Below are 18,703 nucleotides of genomic sequence, written 5' to 3'. Positions count from 1 at the left end.
CTTGCTTCCTGGGCCCGTACTGAAGCGGAGCGCGGACCGATCGGCATTTCAATGTTGTTACGAATGAAGATTAGCAGCCGCTAAAAGTTCCGGTGCCGGCGCAAAAAGCCCGCCGTGCCCGTGCCGGACTGCGAGCTGACATTGATGATGCCCGGAGCTTGATGCTCTCTTGCAGCGCCATCCTATCCCGTTGAAGTCGCCGAGCTTCTTGCTGGCTGGCTTTGGCTGGCGAGCCTCGAAAGGCTGCCCGGCAGCATTGTTCTGTCCTTACCGATCATCAGCACGCCGCTGTCGGGCGCCAACAGTGCCGAGAACGGCAGCATCGCCGCGCCGATCGGCGAAGCCTCGGGGCCGAATTGTCCCGATACGATTTCCGGGGCCACGATGCCGATGGCGCTGATCCTGTTGAACTGGGTCTGCACCTTTGCCAGCAGCTCGAGATGGATCGGCCGCGGCAGGATGCTGTCGAGAACGATCGCCTCGATGTCGATGACGGAGGTGATGGCGATGATCGCCTCGACCAGCGCATTGGCGCAATCGTCGATCCATTCGGACAGCGGCTCGCGCGCGCCCGGCGGCAAGGGGTCGAGTTCGCGCACGCGGTTGATCTCGATGCCGCGCGATTTGAGATGATTGACCAGCACATAGATCGAAGCGCGATGCAGCAGGCTCTGGTAGCGCGCCGGCTTGGCCGCCACCGAATCGAGGCTTGAAGGCGAGACCGGCAAAGGACCGAGCGCGGCGCTGTTGCCGTGCGGCCCGGTATGGACCTTGCCGCCTTGCACCAGTCCACCGCCGACAAAGGTGTCGATCGAGATATGCATGAAGTCGCGGAACCGCGCGCCGGTCCCCTGGATGAGTTCGGCGAGTGCGGCCGACGACGCGTCGTTTTCCACGAAGACCGGGGTCTTCGGCTTTGTGGCGAAGAAAGTCGTCAGATCGATTGCCTCCCAGCGGCTGCCGAGGTCGTCGGGAAAGCCGAGCTCTTCGCTCCAGCCGCCGAGGAAATATGGCGAGGCGATGCCGACGCCGACGATGCTGGCATCGCCAAGCCTCTCGACCAGCTTGTCGAAATTGGCCAGCGACATGTTGCCGGCCTTGAGCACCATGTCGGGATCCGGAAAGCGATATTCGTGCGACTCGCGAGAGCGGACCTCGCCGGCAAAATCGACGAGCACGGCGTCCAGCGCGCGCCGGCCGATCTTGATGCCGACGCTGTAGATACGCTCAGGTGCAAGTCGGTAGAGAGTGGATGGCGATCCGCGTTGGCCGAACCTTTTCCCCACTTGCTTTACGAATCCGGACGATTCCAGCCCGTCGACAATGGTGGCGACCGCGGCCGGCGTCAGATTTGCGGCGCGCGCCAGATCGGACTTGGATGCCTCCTTCAGGCGGCGAATGGCATCAAGCACGAAGCGCTCGTTGTAATGCCGCACTTTGACCGAATTGCTACCTTTTCCGGACAAAATCCGCGCCTCCCCATTCATTCCCGCAGAGCCACTCCAGCCGCCTGCAGCCTTGCAGCTGCCACGGGGTCGAGCACTCCAATCGAACCCGTGCGCGGCGCGACAGTGCCCTTCGGGGCCATGGAAGTCAATTTTCCAGTTGCGGCGCTAAACCATTTAATATAGCAAATTGAAAAAACAGGACCAGGGAGGAAGGGTGCTGCACTTGGGCGCATTAGGCGAAGCCGATGCCGTGGTGAAGAGCGACGCCGCTGTCCCAGTTGCCTTGGTTCAGGCGACAAAGGCCTTCGGCGGCACGATTGCCCTCAAGGACGCCTCCTTCGAATTGCGCTCAGGCGAGGTGCTGGCTCTGCTTGGCGAAAACGGCGCCGGCAAGAGCACCTGCGTAAAGCTGCTGGCCGGCGTGTATCTCCCGACCGGCGGCCATGTCGAAGTCGACGGCAAGCCTGTGGTCTTCCATTCGCCGCACGACGCCCAGGCTGCCGGCATCTCGGTCATGCACCAGCATCCCGGTCTTTTCCCGGATCTTTCGGTGGCGGAAAACATCTATCTCGGCCATATGCCGCGCGACCGCTTCGGCGGCATCGACAACGCCGCCATGCTTGCCGGCGCACGCAGGGTGCTGGCGACAGTTGGCCTCGACGTGCCGGCCGAAACCCGGCTCGGAACGTTGCGCACCTCCGAACAGCAACTGGTCGAGATCGCCCGCGCCCTGTCGCTCGACGCGCGGGTGCTGATCATGGACGAGCCGACGGCCGCCCTGTCGCAGCGCGAGGTCGAGCGGCTGTTCACCGTCGTCGCCGACCTGCGGCTGCACGGCGTGGCGATGATGTTCGTCGGCCACCGCATGGACGAGATTTTCCGCATCGCCGACCGCATCGCGGTGCTGCGCGACGGGCGCCTCATCGGCGTCAAGCCGAAGGCCGAGCTTGGCCGCGCCGCCGCCATCGGCATGATGGTCGGCCGCGAGGTGACCGACCTCTATCCGCAACGAAACCACGCCACCGGTGCGCTGGTGTTGGAGGCGAAGGGGCTTTCGCATGCCGGCGGCTTTTCCAATATCGACCTCAAGCTCCACGCCGGAGAGGTGCTCGGGCTCGGCGGCCTGGTCGGCAGCGGGCGGACCGAGATCGCGCGCGTGCTGTTCGGAATCGACCAGCCCGATGCCGGCGAAATCCTGATCGACGGCGAAGCCGTGCGCTTCGCATCGGCACGCGACGCCATGGATGCGCGCATCGCCTATGTCTCTGAAGATCGCATGGGCCAGAGCCTGGTGATGGATTTTTCCATCCTCGACAACGCGGTGCTGCCAGTCCTCGACAAGGCAGCCCGCTCCGGCTTCTACGGAACGGACCGCGCGATCAATCTGGTTTCGGACTGGCTGAAGCGCATGAAGCTTCGCTTTTCCGGCTACGCGCAGCCGGTGAAGGAACTGTCCGGCGGTAACCAGCAGAAGGTGGTGTTGGCCAAATGGCTGCGCACCGAACCGCGCGTCCTCATCCTCGACGAGCCGACGCAAGGCATCGACGTCGGCACCAAGGCGGAAGTGCATGCGATGATCGCCGACCTTGCCGCGCAGGGCATGGCCATCATCCTGATCTCCTCCGAAATGCCCGAGCTCATCGGCATGTGCGACCGCATCATCGTCCTGCGCGAAGGCCATCGGACGGCCGAATTTGCCAGGGGCGAAGCCACCCAGGAAAAGGTGCTGGAAGCAGCGACCAAGGCCGGCGAAAGCACAGACCGGGCAGCACAGGCGGAACGCGCCGCCGGCGAGGTGACAAGAAAAGGACCGCTCGGCATACTGAAGCGGCGGGAGTTCGGCCTGCTCGCCGCGATGCTGGCGGTCGCCATCCCGGTCACCATCATCAACCCGCGCATGGTGAGCGCCGCAAACCTGACCGCCGTGTCGATGGATGCCGCCCTGCTCGTGGTTGCAGCACTCGCGCAGATGCTGGTGCTGATCACCCGCAACATCGACCTTTCGATCGCCGCGGTGATCGGCCTGTCGGCTTACATGGCGGCCAGCATGGTTCAAGCCTATCCGGGGCTCGACATCGGCATCGGCCTGATGACCGCATGCGCCGTCGGTGGTGTCGCCGGCCTGATCAACGGCCTCGTCGTCACCAGGGGAAAGATCCCGGCGATCGTAGTCACGCTGGCCTCGATGTCTATCTTCCGCGGCTTCAACTCGATCTGGGCAGCCGGCGACCAGATCAGCGCCGACGAAGTCACGCAAGCCTGGCTCGACATGACCGGCCTGAAGATCGCCGGCGTGCCGCTGATCGTCGTCATCGCGGTCGTCACCCTGTGCCTGGGTTACGTGCTGCTCTATCGCACGGCCATCGGGCGCGAACTGTTCGCCGCCGGCTCCAATCCGGACGGCGCGCGTCTGATCGGCATCCCCGTCGACCGGCGCATTCTGCTGGCCTTTGGCATGGCCGGCCTGCTCGGCGGCCTGTGCGGCGCGCTGTGGGCATCCCGCTATGCGACCATCGACGCCCGCGTCGCGCTCGGCTTCGAACTCACCGTGATCGCGTCGGCGGTGGTCGGCGGCGTCGCCATCCGCGGTGGTTCGGGCACATTGCTCGGTATCATCCTCGGAGCCCTCACGCTGCTCGTCATCAAGAACGGGCTGACGCTGGTGCGCGTCGACCCGCTGTGGCTGCAGGGCGTCTACGGACTGGTTATCCTGGTCGCCATCGGCATCGACACCTTCATCGTGCGGCGCGCCGAGCAGGCAAGACAGGCGAGGGCGAGATGAAAAAGTTCCTCCGTTCGATCGACTTCTGGGATCTGCTGCTGGCGGCCTCTTGCGTGGCCATCTTCCTCTATGCGGCTATCTTCGTGCCGAATTTCGTTTCCGGCTTCAATCTCTCGCAACTGGCCGCCAGCGCCTCGGAAAAGGCATTGCTGATCCTGCCGATGACGCTGCTCATCATTACCCGCGAGATCGACCTGTCGATCGCCTCGCTACTGGCGCTGACCTCGGTCGTCTTTGGCTTGCTGGTCCAGGCCGGTGTGCCGACGCTTGCCGCAATCCCGCTGACGCTCGTCGTCGGCGGACTGCTCGGCGCCTTCAACGGCTATCTGGTCTCGGGCCTTGGACTGCAGTCGTTGGTTGTGACGCTCGGCACCATGGCGCTCTATCGAGGTATTGGCTATATCCTGCTCGGCACCGGCTCGGTCAACATCCTGCCGCCCGCGGTCGTGGATTTCGGCATCAACAACCTGCCTGGCACCGAGATACCGTGGACATCGTCCCCTTCCTGGTGCTGGCGCCGGTGTTTGCGATCGTGCTGCAGAAGACGCCGACCGGCAAGCGCATCTACGCGCTCGGCGGCAGCCCCGAAGTGGCGCGCTATTCCGGCATAAACACGCGCCGGATGGTGCTGAACCTGTTCGTCGTCTCGGGCGTCGTCGCGGCGATAGCCGGCATCGTCTATACCGCGCGCCTTTCCAATGCCCGCGCCAACAATGCGCTCGGCATGGAGCTCGATGTCATCACCATCGTGCTGCTCGGCGGCGTCAGCGTCTTTGGCGGCAAGGGCCGCCTGACCGGCGTCATGCTGGCGCTGGTCCTGATCGCCATCATCCGCAACGTGCTGGCGCTGAGCCAGATCGGTGGCGACGCGCAGGGCATGATCATCGGCCTGCTTCTGATCGGTTCGCTGCTGGTCGGCAATTACTGGCGCTCCACACTGGAGATGCTCAGCAGATCCCGCGCAATGCGCGAGACAAAGGGGTGATCTCGGGCCCCTTCCTTCAAGCCCGAATTTTGACGGAGGAGTCACAATGAAAGCGTTTAGATTAGCCCTGCTCGCATCCGCGGTTCTGCTTGCGCCAACGTCGCTGGCCTTCAGCCAGGAGTGCGCCAAGGAACCCGTAACGGTCGGTTTCCTGCCCAAGCTCGACACAGACCCCTACTTCAAAGTGGCCTTCGGAGGCGCACAAGAGGCGGCCAAGGAAATTGGCGGCACCGCTACCCAGGTCGCCCCATCGCAGGCGACCGCCGAGGCGCAGATCGAATTCATCAACAGCCTCGTGTCGCAGAAGGTCGGGGTCATCGCAATTGCCGGCAACGACGCCAATGCCGTCGCGCCGGCGCTGAAGCGCGCCGTTCAGCAGGGCGTCAGGGTGATTTCGTATGACTCCGATGTGGCCGCCGATGCCCGCGCGGTGTTTGTCAATCAGGTCAAGGGCGACAGTCTGGCAGAAATGATGCTGGAAAGTGCATTCGCCCTCAGCGGCGGTGAAGGCGAATTCGCGATCCTGTCGTCGACGCCGACGGCGACCAACCAGAACGCCTGGATCGACTTCATGAAGGCGAAGATGGCGGCCGAGCCGAAGTTCTCCAAGATGAAGCTGGTGCAGGTGGCTTATGGCGAAGAAAGCGAACAGATCAACCAGCAGCAGGCATTGGCGCTGGTCCAGGCTTTTCCCGATCTCAAGGTGATCATCGTCCCGGCAGGCATCGGCCTTCCAGCGGCCGCGCGTGCACTCGAGGAGGCGGGCATGATCGGCAAGGTCAAGCTGACCGGCCTCGCGCCGGCCACTCTGATCTCGAAATACATCAAGGACGGGGCGGCTCAGGATATCTGGTGGAACGTCACCGATCTTGGCTATCTTACCTACCAGACGGCCCAGGCGCTTGCGCAGTGCAAGATCACCGGCAAGGAGGGTGAGAAGTTCACGGCCGGCAGGCTCGGCGAATACACGATTGGCGCCGGCGGCGAACTGATCCTTGGTCCGGCCAAGATCGTGACCCCCGAAAATCTGGCCGAGTTCAAATTCTGATCCTATAGAGCTTGAGTTCTAGGGGGCGCCGTCCATCCGGCGCCCTTCCTAAAACCTCTCGAATTAAAACAGTGCGGGGCGGCAATGAAGATATTGCTTGCAGGCGAAACCTTTGCGGCGACGACCTCGGTCGCCATCGGTAGCGATGTGCTTACAAGTGCGACCTCGACAAATGGCGCGACGGCCTTCAACGCCGCGATGGCCGATGAGGGCATCGCGGTCACGCAGATCGGCGGCGAGCGTTGCGGCGCGGAGTTTCCCTATGACCTCGATGCGCTCGCCCAATATCAGGCGGTGGTGATCTCCGACGTCGGCGCCCTGACATTGCTGGTGACGCCGGATGCCCGCGCCGGGCGTGTCGGCGTCAACCGCCTCGATGTGCTCAAGGCCTATGTCGAAGCTGGCGGCGGGCTGATGCTGGCCGGCGGTTACATGGGCTTTCAGGGCATGTTCGGGACGGCGCGGTTCCACGACACTCCGGTCGAGGACGTTCTGCCGGTCCGTTGCCTACCCTACTGCGACGGCATGGAGGTGCCGCAAGGCCTGCAGGCCTCCATCCTGCAGTCGTCACATCCGATTTTTTCCGGGGTGGAGGGGCCATTGCCGCCCATCCTCGGCATGAACAAGCTGGAATTCAGGCACGACGGCCCGTCTTGGCTTCTGGCGACCTGCCACCATCGCGGCACCGACTGGCCCCTCCTTGCCGTCGGCAGCCACGGCCGTGGCCGCACGATTGCCTGGGCAACCGATATCGGCCCGCATTGGCTCTCGCAGGATTTCCTCGGATGGCCGTTCTACGGAAGACTGATGGGGAACATGGTCCGTTGGCTCGCCGGCAATGAATGAGAAAGCTGGTTTGACCAGTGCGGTTGCCCAATCCTCCAAGGAAAGACCAGGCCATCAAGCATGCGTTGAATCAGGACGGCAGTGGCTCATAGACCGAAACCCCGATGTATCGATCGTATGAGCCACGATCTTTCTCAGGAAGCTTGTCTCGGGTTACGCGCAATGTGAATCCCCCCTGCAAGTGCCCCGCGTCGAGAACCATCCAATCGAAAATATCGTCGCCTTCAAATGCAAGCCGCTGTCCAACCTGATGCCATTTCTGAAGCTCGGGCGGCACCTCGAAAAACGTACCCGAAAATAGCCGCTCCTCAGCATGATAATGCACTGCGGCAAGCCAAAGGAAAACAAAGTGGTCCTCCCCAAGACGTTCGGACTCGTCGGGATCGCGAAACCGAAGCTTCGCGGAACAGAAGGCATCTGCATTTCCCTCGATATGTTCGACAAATGTCGGCACACTCGCAAGCGCGCGATCGTAAGCTGCTAGGAAGGCGGGGTCTGTCTGCGAGATAGCCGTGAAGAGTGGCTCATTCCGCGGTTCGTCGAATTCACCGTTCGATTGAGATTTTTCGCTCATAAAAGACCTCTTGGACTAACCTTGCGAAGTCCGCGCGCTTCTTCCCGGTGTGGGGAGACGGCACTCGCGAGGTGGTGTCGCACTGCCAGCCAAAGAGCCCTATCACGCTACCGACCAACCGCCATCCACCAATATACTCGCGCCAGTGATTAGTGACGCCGCCGGCGAGGCGAGGAACACCACGGTGCCCGCGACGTCGATCGGGTCGCCGATGCGGCCGTGCGGGATGTGGCCAGCACATGCAGGCGAGTGCGCAGGCGCCGCCGCTGCCGCGCGAGGCGCCGGTGACCAGCACCACCTCGCCGGCCAGGTCGAATTTCGGCGTGAACTCATTTGTCATGCAATTCCACCTTGTTCTTCAAATCGGGCCGGCTGCCGTGTCGAACCGAATAGGCTCGCGTGAATTCGGCGCCCAGCAGAAATATCTCGGCCGAATAATAGACCCATAACAGCACGACGAGCAGGGCGCCGGCCGCGCCGTATGACGACGAGATGGCGCTGGTTCCGATATACCAGCCAATCAGCGACTTGCCGATGGTGAACAGAAACCCGGTGACCACCGCACCGAGGCCGACATCGCGCCATTGCAGGCTGCGGTCGGGCAGCACCTTGTAGATCGCGGCAAACAGCAGCGCGATCAGGGCAAACGAGACGATCCCGTTGATGGCGCTCAGGATGATGGTGCCGAACGGCAGATAGGCGTTGATGACGTCTCCGAGCGCCGAAATCGCGGCGCTCACAACCAGCGACACCAACAGCAGAAAGCCGAGGGCGGCGACCAGGCCCAGGCTTGCAATGCGTGCCCGCACCAGCCGTGAAATCGTTGCCCCGCTCGGTTTGACTTTCCAGATTTCGTTCAGCGCCAGCTGCATTTCGCCGAACACGCCGGATGCGGCAACGAACAGCGTGACCAGCCCCAGAATGCTGGCAAGGGTTCCCGCTTCCTTCTGCGAAGCGTTTTCGATCGTCGCCTGCAGCAGCTCGGCACTTTGTGGCCCCATCAGGCCGGCGATCTGTGCCGAAAGCGCGAGTTGCGCCGCCTCGTGCCCGAAGGCCATGCCGGCGATAGCGACAACGATGAGCAGGATCGGCGCAAGCGAGGTCGTGGCATAAAACGCTATCGCCGCCCCATGGCTCAGCGCATTGTCTTCGATGAAGCTGAGGACGCTCTGCTTGAGAAGCCTCCAGCCCTCTGCTGCCAAAATCCACATGTGGGCCTCGCATGCCTGTCACTAACAAGTAGCGGCGGCGCAGCGCTGGGCGAGGGGTGGGGGCTCGGCCGGAACAAAGCCGGCAACGGCACGCTGTACAAGGCGATCGCCTATAAAGGCGACGCGCAGCGAACATCGAAAGGTGCCGCTCGACTGGCCAGGACGTGCTCACGATGCAATCAGGGGAACTGTGACGGTTGTCTGATAATTTATCGGATATCGGTCGAAATACGGGAACTCGATTACGAACGCATATTGGGCGGTCAGATGTGCCATGCGAAAGCCGCCGCTGGGGGCGTCGATTGCTATTGTCACCTCGACGTCTTTCAATCCCAAATCCAGTAATTTTTCCGTGGCAATGGCTTGGATCTGGGCCTGCGTCAGCGAGTTCTTCATTTGCAGCGCACGTGACGACGTTTCCAGCGTGTACCGAACACTCGACATAGCATTCAGAGCCCAGCCGAATGCAAAGATGCCGATCAAAAGCATTATCAGAAAAGGCGCGATCAGCGCGAACTCTAACGCAGCTCCGCCTGATGCATCCCCCGTGAAAGCTCTCGACTTAGCGGACACGAATCACCTGTTGATGACTGAGTTCGCGCGAGAAGGAAAACGCGCCAAAACTGAAGGGCGGTGACCAGGTGGCTGTCGCCTGTATTACGAGGAAGACCGAGGGGGCTTTCAAAGTGTCGCACAGGATCGATGGATCGGCCACGATGTTCCCGCACATGTATTTCCGGCTCACTGCCACCTGCGCGCCATCAGGATGGTTTTCCCAGCTCGAAAGAGCGACAGCTTGGATAGTCGTATCCTCGACTGCTCCTTGCATCACGAGGTTTGCCGCGGTTTTGACGCCTGCACGCATCGACAATGCGCTCGAGACAAAAGACCAGCCGTCGATGATGCCAAGAAGTACCAGGCAAAGGATGGGCAGAACCAGCGCAAACTCTACCGCGGCAACACCCGAATCACTCCGGAACATCCGGACTTGTAGCCGATCCATGAAAACTACTCGACAAGCTGAAGGGTTTGCGTGGCCGGAATGTCTCGCATTCCAAGGCTCGTGCAATCCTGAATGATGTTTGCGTTGCCGGACCATTGCACGGTATTGGCGACGACCTGTGTGCAACCACCTTTGCCCGAGAAATTGCCGAGATAATTGACGTCCTGTGTTGGAAAATACAGAGCGCCGGTCAATAGCGAATCCGCCGTGCCATTAAACGTGTTGGATCCCGCCAGGTTGGCTCTGTCGCCATAGAACAGCACACCCGAATAGGTGCCCGACGTCGGTGCGCTGAGCTTGACGGTCGCCGTGCCGTTCATGCTAACGCCGGAGGTACCGGCCAGATAAATGACGACATCCTCGCCGGAAATATTTGCATTCGAGCTCGCTTTGAAATCGCCTCCCTCAATGACGTATATGCCGGGCGAGAGGGTTACATTGCCGCTCAAGCTGAGCCCCTTGCAGTATGTTCCAGGTTGCAAGGTTGACTGATTGCCGTTTTGACAAGGGTTCATGGCCGGCGGCGCCGGCAGGTCGGCAAAAGGATCAGCAGCGGGCAGCGCCTGAGTTATCAGGCTGGCGCAAACGGTCTTCACGACGTTGCTCAACGAAACACCGCCTGCCGATATCAGGCAATCGACATCAAGGCTTGCCGATCCCTGAAGTTTGATGGCGTCCGGAGCTATCGAATTCGACATGACAGAGCAGCCTGTCAGTTTTGTGGTCGAACTGCCGGAAAAGAGCACCGCTTTCGAAGCGGAAGGATCGACCGTCAAGATGCAGGCTTTTGAAGCATCCGTAATAAGAGCCACCGCCCTTGCTTGTGCGCCAACTGCGTTTTGCGTGAATATCGACGTAAAGAACCGATCGAGGTTCTGATGAACGACTACCTCAACCGCCTTTTTTCCGACATTTGGACCGGCTGACGGAGGCGAGAAGACCTCTATTGTACCTACTGACGGTCCCCAGCCGTTCGTGGTCGCTGACGCTGTCGCTGCGGAGACAATCTTTGGCGTGTCGGATCCCGAAACCTTTTCCAAAGCGCCAGCATAGGCCGCCGCATCCGCCACCGCTTGTAGCTTCAGGCTGCTGTAATACCAATAGGAAGTCTCGATACCGAGGCCCGCACCGCCGACGACAATCGGCAAAGACAGAGCAAAAATAGTAGCAACGTTGCCGCTCTCGCCGATCGGTCGCATAGCGCGGAAAAAACACCTAAAAATGCGGGCACGCCAGTCCATTTTCCTATTAAAGCAGGATTGCATAAAAGAATGACTAAGAATTTCCGTACATTTCTTGGCTGCGGTCCATCCGGGCTTAACGGTCCGTTCCGCCGCTTCAACGCGAGCCTTTGGCGCCACAGGACCCTCGTTAGTCCTTCGGCCGGGTGCATGTCTTCATAGGAACAATTCTGGTTTCCGGGGTCACGCGCAAGAAAAGACCGCCGCGGCCGGTTTCGATTGGCAATGGGTTGCCGTTCCCTGCTATTCCCGCTTCAAATCAAAAAGCAGTGGACGTTTCCAGTATGACCAATGTCGCATTGACCGGGCTTGCCCGCGATCTTGCCAAGCGTGCCGCGGAAGGCCGCCCGGTGCGCATCGGCGTTATCGGTTCGGGCGAGATGGGCACCGACCTGGTGACGCAAGGCATGCTGATGCCGGGCATTTCGATTTGCGCGATCTCGACCCGCCGCCCGCATACGGCGCGTGACGCTATCCGCATTGCTTATGGCGACGAGGCGATGGCAGCCGAAGCGGACAGCGCTACGAAGGTCAGCCAGGCGATCGAAAGTGGCAAGATCGCCATCACCTCGAACGAAATGCTGGTCACCAATCCGCTCATCGATGTCGTCATCGACGCCACCGGCAAGCCCGGCGTCGCCGCCGATTTCGACCTGATGGCGATGCAGCACGGCAAGCATCTGGTGATGATGAATGTCGAGGCCGATGTCACCATCGGCTGCTATCTGAAGCAGCAGGCGGACCGGCTCGGCGTCGTCTATTCGGTCGGCGCCGGCGACGAACCGTCGAGCTGCATGGAGCTGATCGAGTTCGCCTCGGCGCTCGGCTACACCATCATCTCCGCCGGCAAGGGCAAGAACAACCCGCTCAACCACGACGCCGTTCCCGACGACTACCGCTCGGAAGCGCTGCGCCGCAACATGAATCCGCGCATGCTGGTCGAGTTCGTCGACGGCTCCAAGACCATGGTCGAGATGTGCGCCATCGCAAACGCCACCGGGCTGGTACCGGACGTTCCCGGCATGCACGGCCCCAAGGCCGACCGTGACGAGCTGGTCAAGGTGCTCATCCCGCGCGAGCATGGCGGCATCCTGTTGAAGAAGGGCGTCGTCGACTACACCGTCGGCAAGGGCGTGGCGCCCGGCGTCTTCGTCATCGTCGAGGCGACGCATCCGCGCATCATCGAGCGCATGGACGATCTGCATATCGGTCATGGCCCCTATTACAGCTTCTTCAGGCCCTACCATCTGACCTCGCTTGAAGTGCCGCTGACGGCCGCTCGCATCGCGCTCTACGGCAAGCCCGACATGGTGCCGCTGCCGCGGCCGGTGGCCGAGGTCTGCGCCGTGGCCAAGCGCGATCTGGCGGCAGGCGAGATCTTCGACGCGATCGGCGAGACCTGCTACCGCTCCTGGACCATGACGGTCGAACAGACCCGCGCGCATCGCGCCGTGCCGGTCGGTCTGCTCGAAGGCGGCAAGGTGCTGAAACCGGTGAGGAAAGGCGAATTGCTCACCGCCGACAATGCCGCGCCCGACCCGACGACCAGGCTGTTCGCCTTGCGCCGGCTGCAGGACGAGATGCTGTATGGGGCGGGGTAGGTGCATCGCAGAAACTTTGACGTCGGCGGGACAGCGCCCCTCTCTGTCCTGCCGGACATCTCCCCCCACATGGGGGGAGATCGGACGTCACGCCGGCTTTCGCCAATCTCCAACATCGCAGTTCGTGAGCGGAGCGCCCAAACTGCCAATCTCCCCCCTCGTGTGGGAGATGTCCGGCAGGACAGAGGGGGGCGCGAAGGATCGCTACAGAGCGTTTGCTATTGCCGCTGAAACGCACGGCAGACCATCGCCGCCGACCGGCTCCCCCAAAAGCCCTATTTCCCCAGCTCTATCGACCGCAGCCGCGCCGCTTCCACCGCCTCGGTGAGCAGTTGCGTCAGCCGGTTCTCGCCCATCAGCACGGCAAGCGCGGCAGCCGTCGTGCCGTTGGGGCTGGTCACCTGTTGTCTGAGCACGCCCGGCTCCTCGCCGCTTTCGGCGGCCAGCGAGGCGGCGCCGTAGACCGTCTGCATTGCCAAGAGCTTGGCAGTCCTGGTCGGCAGGCCAGTCTTCTCGGCGGCCACCGTCAGCGCTTCGATGAAGTGGAAGATATAGGCCGGCCCCGATCCGGAGACTGCCGTCACCGCGTCCATCAGGCCCTCGTCGTCAATGTCGGCCACTTGCCCGCTCGCCGAAAGCAGGTCGGCGACAAGGCGTTTGGTGTCCTCGGAAACCAGCCTGTTGGAAAACACCACCATCATGCCCTTGCCGATCGCCGCCGGCGTGTTGGGCATGCAGCGCACGATCGGTGCGCGGTCGCCGAGAATGCCTTCGAACGTGGCGACCGGCGTCCCGGCGGCGATGCTGAGGAAAGTGGTTCGGCCATCGTTGAAGCGGATGTAGCCGGCGGTCACGTCGCGGATGACCTGTGGCTTGACCGCAAGGACGACGAGGGCGGGCACGGCGTCCGCCGGGATGGCACCGGCATCCGCGGCAGCAGAGCAGCCCAGCGCTTCGGCACGCCTACGCAACTCGGCATTCGGCTCGACCACGAATACCGCAGCCGGAGCGAGCTTGCCGGCTTTCAGCCAGCCCGAGAGCATGGCGTAGCCCATATTGCCGCAACCGGCGAGAACAAGCCTGATCGTCATCGAAAGCCTCCCATAGAGATGGCTTCCCCATAGACGTTCGCGGCAGGGCGGGGAAGCCCTGTTGGGACCGTGATCAGGCGGAAACCCGGACCTTGCGGTTGTTGGGATGAACATGTAGTCGCACAGCCGCGCGGCGACCAAATTAACCTTTTGTTTCCTATGCCTGTTTAGCATCGCTTAACCAGTGGCGGTCGCTACGTCCCAGCCCGAGGGGAAAGCTCCAGAAACCATGGCTTATAGAAATAATCGTGAACACTGGAGGAACGAGCAGTCCCTGCTGTCGTTCGTCGAGGCAGCGCGCGACGGGGACGAAGCGTCGCTGGTTTCGCTAGAGGACCGTGCAGGCCCGTCATGGCGCGAGGATGCCGCCACACGCCATCGTCTCGCCCGCTCGCGCCGGGAAGCGCGTGCCAGCCCGATCCTGTTGGCAGCCGCCGGCATAAGCCAGCCCCATCCTGATGAGCCAAAGGCCGGCACCATGCTGATGGAAGACGCTGCAGCTGCCGATGTAGTTTTCGACCCCGCTGGCTCTGTTGGCGGCCCCGATGCCGGTTCCGCCGAGGACAAAGCGTACCGGGCCGCGCGTGCGGGTCCGATCGGCGTAGTGTTGTCGGCGCTGAGCAGGCTCATTCCCGGCAGAGCGCCGGAGGAGATGGCGTCCGGCGAGACTTCCGCCGCCACAAATTCCAGCGCAGCGATGCCGCCTGCCTTCTACCCGCAGCCGCTCTATGCCGGACAGGCACCTTACCCGCAGCAACCCACGCCGCCGCATTCGGCTCATGCTCAGGCCTGGTCGAAGGCAGCAAATCAGGCTTCGGAAGCCGCCGATCAGCAATGCCAGATCGAGGAAATCCGCGCCAGCCTGCGTGAATTTCGCGAGGCGGTTCGCGAGCTCACCGAAAACCGCACGCGCCGCCGCTATTTCTGAGCGTCGAATAAAACATGCCGGTTTCGAGTTAACGGCATGGGACGGCGCATTGACGGGATTGCCAGGCTCGATTTTCGTGAAAATGCCGCGCTGCATGTCCGCCCGCCAGCGCACGGTTCTGGGCAACGACATGCATAAAGATATCTGGAGCACGCCGCATGGATGCTTTAGCGCGGCAGGCTTAGGCGATAGGCGTCGAGGGTGGTTCATGGCTGAGTTGATTGACGGAAAAAGCGTCGCCGAAGACGTGGTGCGGCGGGTCAAGACCCTGACCGCCGAACTGGCGGAAAAGGGCGGGCGGCAGCCCGGTCTCGCGGTGGTCATCGTCGGCGAGGATCCGGCGAGCCAGGTCTATGTCGCCTCCAAATCCCGCACCGCCAAGGAATGCGGCTTCCATTCGGTTCAGCACACGCTGCCGGCCGAAACCTCCGAGCCGGACCTGTTGAAGATCATCGGCCAGCTCAACACCGATCCGGCCATCAACGGCATCCTGGTGCAGCTTCCGCTTCCCGGCCATATCGATTCCGGCAAGATCATCCAGACCATCGCGCCGGAGAAGGATGTCGACGGCTTCCACTTCATCAATGTCGGCAAGCTCGGCACCGGCGAACTCGAGACCGCCTTCGTGCCTTGCACGCCGGCCGGCTCGATGCTGCTGATCGAACGGGTGCGTGGCAAGGACCTGTCCGGTCTCAATGCGGTCGTCGTCGGGCGTTCGAACATCGTCGGCAAACCGATGGCCAATCTTCTGCTTGCCGCCAACTGCACTGTGACCATCGCACACAGCCGCACCAGGGACCTGCCGGCGCTTGCCCGCACCGCCGATATTCTGGTTGCAGCCGTCGGCCGGCCTGAAATGGTCAGCGGCGACTGGGTCAAGCCTGGCGCCACCGTCATCGATGTCGGCATCAACCGCATCGCCGCACCTGAAAAGGGCGAAGGCAAGACGCGCCTCGTCGGCGACGTCGCCTTTGCCGAAGCAGCGAAGGCGGCCGGCGCCATCACGCCGGTGCCTGGCGGCGTGGGGCCGATGACCATTGCCATGCTGATGGCCAACACGTTAGCTTCCGCCTACCTCGCAGCCGGGTTGAAACGGCCTTCCTTCTGACCAGAGAGCAGCGTCCTTGCCGAACCTCACTGTTCCCTTAGAGCGGCCGGTCACCAATGATCCCGTTCAGGGCGGCCGACAGTTCGGGTTTCTGCTGGTCGACAAGTTCTCCATGTTCTCGCTGGCCGCGGCAATCGACACGTTCCGGTCGGCGAACCGGCTGCTCGGCCGCGATTTCTATGGCTGGACGACGGTGTCGGCCGACGGCGATGCCGTCATGGCCTCCAACGGCCTGCCGCTCAAGATCGACTATGCCGTCGCCGATCTGCCGCCGGTCGATATCCTGTTCGTCTCGGTCGGGCTGACGACGGAATTTCCCGGCAAGAGCAAGGTGCTGGCGGCGCTGCGCAGCTGGGGCCGGCGCGGCAATGCGCTCGGCGCGCTTTCGGTCGGCTCCTATCTGCTTGCCGAGGCAGGGCAGCTCGATGGCTATCGCTGCACCATCCATTGGGAAAACCGCGCCGGTTTCCTCGAACGCTTTCCGGAGATCAACTGCACCGGCAACGTCTTCGAGATCGACCGTAAGCGCTACACCTGCGCCGGCGGCACCACCTCGATCGACCTGATGCTGGAGATCGTGCGCGGCGATTTCGGCTCGAGCCTCGCCAATGGCGTCGCCAACCAGTTCCAGCATGAGCGCATCCGCTCGGCCGGTGACCGCCAGCGCGTCGGCCCGGAGCGCGATCTGACCGGCAAGTCAGAAAAGCTGCGGCGCATCGTCGAGCTGATGGCCGACCATCTCGACGAGCCGCTGTCGGCGGTGCAGCTCGCCAAGTCGGCGGGCCTGTCAGTGCGCCAGGTCGAGCGCCTGTTCCTGCGCCATCTCAGCGTGACGCCCGGGCGCTATTATATGCGGCTTAGGCTCGAGCGGGCGCGCGAATTGCTGCGCCAGACCAACATGCCGATCCTCGACGTGGCAATCGCCACCGGCTTCACCTCGCATTCCTATTTTGCCCAGAGCTACCGGCTGCAATTCGGCCGGCCGCCTTCCGAGGAACGCCGCACGACCTATTGAGGGTTTTGCACAGAGGCGGCGCAGCTTCATGCTCCGCCCGGGCTTGTGTCGCGACGCAGCGTCAAATAGCTTTCCGGCGCCGAGCGGCGCCGAGCGGCGGCGACCGAGGGGGAGATATTGATGGCCGGATTTGTGCGGAGCGCCGCTGTGGCGGCCCTGCTGCTGTGGATGACGGGGTTCGGCTTCGCCGCCGATCGCGTCATCGTCATTCTCGATGCCTCCGGCTCGATGTGGGCGCAGATCGACGGCAAGCCCAAGCTCGAAATCGCCCGTCAATCGCTGCGGAACGTGCTGCAATCGGTCCCGGCCGACGAGGAAATCGGCCTCATGGCCTATGGCCATCGCGAGAAGGCCAGTTGCGACGACATCGAACTCATCGTGCCGCCGCAGGCAGGCTCGGCAAGTGCGATCTCAGCCGCGGCCGACAGTCTGAAATTTCAGGGCAAGACGCCGCTGACCGCCGCGGTCAAGCAAGCGGCGGAGGTGTTGAAATACACCGAGGACAAGGCGACGGTCGTGCTCATCACCGATGGCATCGAGACATGCAACGGCGACCCCTGTGCGCTCGGCAAGGAACTGGAGGCTGCCGGCATCGACTTCACCGTCAATGTCGTCGGCTTCGGCTTGACGGCTGCCGAAGGCAAGCAGGTCGCTTGCCTCGCCGACAACACCGGCGGCAAATATCTCGAAGCGTCGGATGAAAAGGCATTGCAGGACGCCCTCGTCGAGACCGTCGCGCCTCCGCCACCCGCCCCTGAACCGGCTCCCGCCCCGCAGCCTGTTCTCCAGCCGGCGCCCGACCAGCCGGCGGAGTCCAATTTCGTGCCCACCGTCGTGCTTGCCGAGGGTGGCGATCCCGTCACCGACGGCAATGCCTGGGAGATCTACAAGGCGAATTCCGACGGCGCGCGCGGCGATCCCGTCGCCACCGAATATGGCGCCTACAAGGGCCATCTGGAGCCGGGCGACTATATCGTCGTCGCACGCGCCGGCGAGGCCAGGGCCGAACAGAAGATCAAGATCGAGCCTGGCCAGGTCGCCAAGCCGCACTTCAACCTGAATGCCGGCACGCTGGTCATCCACCCCAGGCCAAGTGAAGGAGCGGACGTTGACGGCGGCGCGGCTGTCGTAGTCGGCTATCCGGGCGTCGACACCCCGCCGACCTATTACGGCGACACGAAAGTCGTGCTGCCGGCCGGTGACGAGAAGGTGACGGTCACGATCGGCCAGGGCATGGTTACCGAGACGATCCCGCTTGCCGCCGGCAGGGTCATCGACAAGGACATCATCGTCGGCGTCGGGCGTATCGTCGCCAACGCCTATTATGCTGCCGGCGGCGACAAGGCCGAGGGTTCGGGCGTCGGCTTCAAGGTGCTCCAGGCGAAAAAGAACGTCGACGGAATCAGGCAGGAGGTGACTTATGCCTACGGTCCGGACAGCAAGTTCGATCTGCCGCCCGACGATTATGTAATGGTCGCGACGGTCGACCTTGCGGTGGCCGAGCAGCCGTTCAGCGTCAAGGTTGGCGACCATCAGGATCTGAAGATCGCGATGAACGCCGGCATGCTGACGATTACCGCGCCAGGGGCCTCGAAGATCGAGATATTCGAGGCCAGGAAGAACATCGACGGAACCCGCAAGTCGGTCGGCTACGCCTATGACCAGAAGTATGAAGCCACCCTGTCGGCCGGCGACTACGCGGTGGTTTCGGAGAAATCGGACAACAGCTCGAAAGAAGGCACGGTAACTGTCAGGGCCGGCGCGCGAGCCGAGCTCACGGTTCAATAGATCTAAGGGAGAGCAGCGATCGGCCGCTCTCCGA

The 18,703-nt window shown here is 62.6% G+C and carries 18 protein-coding genes; 10 read left to right on the top strand and 8 right to left on the bottom strand.

What is annotated here, in order from left to right; genetic code table 11:
• Positions 1-182: 182 nt before the first annotated feature.
• Positions 183-1,466, bottom strand: coding sequence for an ROK family transcriptional regulator (locus NKI95_RS07765; RefSeq protein ID WP_352715556.1), 1,284 nt, complete (start codon positions 1,464-1,466; stop codon positions 183-185).
• Positions 1,467-1,662: 196 nt separating this feature from the next.
• On the opposite strand from NKI95_RS07765, the gene NKI95_RS07760 reads away from it, so the two are divergent.
• The 5 genes from NKI95_RS07760 (at position 1,663) to NKI95_RS07740 (ending at position 7,109) form a co-directional block, all read left to right on the top strand.
• Positions 1,663-4,230, top strand: coding sequence for an ATP-binding cassette domain-containing protein (locus tag NKI95_RS07760; RefSeq protein ID WP_352715554.1), 2,568 nt, complete (start codon positions 1,663-1,665; stop codon positions 4,228-4,230).
• Positions 4,227-4,841 (top strand): ABC transporter permease, encoded by a 615-nt coding sequence (locus NKI95_RS07755; RefSeq protein ID WP_352715551.1) that lies wholly within the window; start codon positions 4,227-4,229, stop codon positions 4,839-4,841. The genes NKI95_RS07760 and NKI95_RS07755 overlap by 4 nt, the downstream gene beginning before the upstream one ends.
• The gene (locus tag NKI95_RS07750; protein WP_352715843.1) at positions 4,763-5,215 is read left to right on the top strand and encodes an ABC transporter permease; all 453 of its coding nucleotides are present in this window, start codon (positions 4,763-4,765) and stop codon (positions 5,213-5,215) included. Before NKI95_RS07755 ends, NKI95_RS07750 begins: the two co-directional genes overlap by 79 nt.
• A gap of 46 nt (positions 5,216-5,261) precedes the next feature.
• Positions 5,262-6,263, top strand: a complete 1,002-nt coding sequence (locus NKI95_RS07745; protein WP_352508640.1) for a rhamnose ABC transporter substrate-binding protein — start codon at positions 5,262-5,264, stop codon at positions 6,261-6,263.
• Positions 6,264-6,347: 84 nt separating this feature from the next.
• Complete coding sequence (locus NKI95_RS07740; protein ID WP_352715548.1) at positions 6,348-7,109, top strand: glutamine amidotransferase; 762 nt, start codon at positions 6,348-6,350, stop codon at positions 7,107-7,109.
• A 70-nt stretch (positions 7,110-7,179) separates the two neighbouring features.
• On the opposite strand, the gene NKI95_RS07735 is transcribed toward NKI95_RS07740, so the two are convergent.
• The 6 genes from NKI95_RS07735 to NKI95_RS07710 all read right to left on the bottom strand — a co-directional run bounded on the left by NKI95_RS07735 (position 7,180) and on the right by NKI95_RS07710 (position 11,138).
• Entirely contained in the window at positions 7,180-7,683 is a 504-nt protein-coding gene (locus NKI95_RS07735) for a DUF2314 domain-containing protein (RefSeq protein WP_352715546.1), read from the bottom strand.
• 102 nt (positions 7,684-7,785) lie between these two features.
• Positions 7,786-8,016 carry an SDR family oxidoreductase gene (locus NKI95_RS07730; RefSeq protein ID WP_352715544.1) on the bottom strand — a complete coding sequence of 77 codons (231 nt, stop codon included), beginning with the start codon at positions 8,014-8,016 and terminating at the stop codon, positions 7,786-7,788.
• Positions 8,013-8,894, bottom strand: coding sequence for a YihY/virulence factor BrkB family protein (locus tag NKI95_RS07725; protein WP_352715541.1), 882 nt, complete (start codon positions 8,892-8,894; stop codon positions 8,013-8,015). Before NKI95_RS07725 ends, NKI95_RS07730 begins: the two co-directional genes overlap by 4 nt.
• Positions 8,895-9,062: 168 nt before the next feature.
• Complete coding sequence (locus tag NKI95_RS07720) at positions 9,063-9,467, bottom strand: TadE/TadG family type IV pilus assembly protein (protein ID WP_352464943.1); 405 nt, start codon at positions 9,465-9,467, stop codon at positions 9,063-9,065.
• Positions 9,457-9,897 (bottom strand): TadE/TadG family type IV pilus assembly protein, encoded by a 441-nt coding sequence (locus NKI95_RS07715; RefSeq protein WP_352715540.1) that lies wholly within the window; start codon positions 9,895-9,897, stop codon positions 9,457-9,459. Before NKI95_RS07715 ends, NKI95_RS07720 begins: the two co-directional genes overlap by 11 nt.
• Before the next feature lie 5 nt (positions 9,898-9,902).
• On the bottom strand, positions 9,903-11,138 hold the full coding sequence (locus NKI95_RS07710) for a pilus assembly protein TadG-related protein (RefSeq protein ID WP_352715537.1): 1,236 nt from the start codon (positions 11,136-11,138) through the stop codon (positions 9,903-9,905).
• Between the two features lie 284 nt (positions 11,139-11,422).
• On the opposite strand from NKI95_RS07710, the gene NKI95_RS07705 reads away from it, so the two are divergent.
• Positions 11,423-12,739, top strand: a complete 1,317-nt coding sequence (locus NKI95_RS07705; RefSeq protein WP_352715535.1) for an NAD(P)H-dependent oxidoreductase — start codon at positions 11,423-11,425, stop codon at positions 12,737-12,739.
• A 275-nt stretch (positions 12,740-13,014) separates the two neighbouring features.
• Here the strand turns inward: NKI95_RS07705 and proC are convergent, their stop codons facing one another.
• Positions 13,015-13,830 (bottom strand): pyrroline-5-carboxylate reductase, encoded by an 816-nt coding sequence (proC, locus tag NKI95_RS07700; RefSeq protein ID WP_352715533.1) that lies wholly within the window; start codon positions 13,828-13,830, stop codon positions 13,015-13,017.
• A gap of 229 nt (positions 13,831-14,059) precedes the next feature.
• Between proC and NKI95_RS07695 the strand changes: the two genes are divergently transcribed.
• From NKI95_RS07695 to NKI95_RS07680, 4 genes are all read left to right on the top strand, one after another.
• Entirely contained in the window at positions 14,060-14,758 is a 699-nt protein-coding gene (locus NKI95_RS07695; RefSeq protein ID WP_352715531.1) for a hypothetical protein, read from the top strand.
• Between the two features lie 208 nt (positions 14,759-14,966).
• Entirely contained in the window at positions 14,967-15,866 is a 900-nt protein-coding gene (gene folD / locus NKI95_RS07690; protein WP_352715528.1) for a bifunctional methylenetetrahydrofolate dehydrogenase/methenyltetrahydrofolate cyclohydrolase FolD, read from the top strand.
• A gap of 16 nt (positions 15,867-15,882) precedes the next feature.
• On the top strand, positions 15,883-16,881 hold the full coding sequence (locus NKI95_RS07685) for a GlxA family transcriptional regulator (RefSeq protein ID WP_352464953.1): 999 nt from the start codon (positions 15,883-15,885) through the stop codon (positions 16,879-16,881).
• A 120-nt stretch (positions 16,882-17,001) separates the two neighbouring features.
• Positions 17,002-18,669, top strand: coding sequence for a vWA domain-containing protein (locus NKI95_RS07680; protein ID WP_352715526.1), 1,668 nt, complete (start codon positions 17,002-17,004; stop codon positions 18,667-18,669).
• Positions 18,670-18,703: the final 34 nt, after the last annotated feature.

The sequence above is a fragment of the Mesorhizobium sp. M0306 genome (assembly GCF_040321655.1).
In the GTDB taxonomy this organism is placed as follows: domain Bacteria; phylum Pseudomonadota; class Alphaproteobacteria; order Rhizobiales; family Rhizobiaceae; genus Mesorhizobium.
This window is presented reverse-complemented; position numbering and strand designations above follow the sequence as displayed.

Excerpts from the sequence above, each read along its gene's own strand:
- proC (WP_352715533.1), bottom strand. The coding sequence starts at position 13,830 with ATGACGATCAGGCTTGTTCTCGCCGGTTGCGGCAATATGGGCTACGCC.
- NKI95_RS07695 (WP_352715531.1), top strand. The coding sequence starts at position 14,060 with ATGGCTTATAGAAATAATCGTGAACACTGGAGGAACGAGCAGTCCCTG.
- NKI95_RS07710 (WP_352715537.1), bottom strand. The coding sequence starts at position 11,138 with ATGGACTGGCGTGCCCGCATTTTTAGGTGTTTTTTCCGCGCTATGCGA.
- NKI95_RS07705 (WP_352715535.1), top strand. The coding sequence starts at position 11,423 with ATGACCAATGTCGCATTGACCGGGCTTGCCCGCGATCTTGCCAAGCGT.
- NKI95_RS07715 (WP_352715540.1), bottom strand. The coding sequence starts at position 9,897 with ATGGATCGGCTACAAGTCCGGATGTTCCGGAGTGATTCGGGTGTTGCC.
- NKI95_RS07735 (WP_352715546.1), bottom strand. The coding sequence starts at position 7,683 with ATGAGCGAAAAATCTCAATCGAACGGTGAATTCGACGAACCGCGGAAT.
- NKI95_RS07725 (WP_352715541.1), bottom strand. The coding sequence starts at position 8,894 with ATGTGGATTTTGGCAGCAGAGGGCTGGAGGCTTCTCAAGCAGAGCGTC.
- NKI95_RS07680 (WP_352715526.1), top strand. The coding sequence starts at position 17,002 with ATGGCCGGATTTGTGCGGAGCGCCGCTGTGGCGGCCCTGCTGCTGTGG.
- NKI95_RS07730 (WP_352715544.1), bottom strand. The coding sequence starts at position 8,016 with ATGAGTTCACGCCGAAATTCGACCTGGCCGGCGAGGTGGTGCTGGTCA.
- NKI95_RS07755 (WP_352715551.1), top strand. The coding sequence starts at position 4,227 with ATGAAAAAGTTCCTCCGTTCGATCGACTTCTGGGATCTGCTGCTGGCG.
- NKI95_RS07745 (WP_352508640.1), top strand. The coding sequence starts at position 5,262 with ATGAAAGCGTTTAGATTAGCCCTGCTCGCATCCGCGGTTCTGCTTGCG.
- folD (WP_352715528.1), top strand. The coding sequence starts at position 14,967 with ATGGCTGAGTTGATTGACGGAAAAAGCGTCGCCGAAGACGTGGTGCGG.
- NKI95_RS07740 (WP_352715548.1), top strand. The coding sequence starts at position 6,348 with ATGAAGATATTGCTTGCAGGCGAAACCTTTGCGGCGACGACCTCGGTC.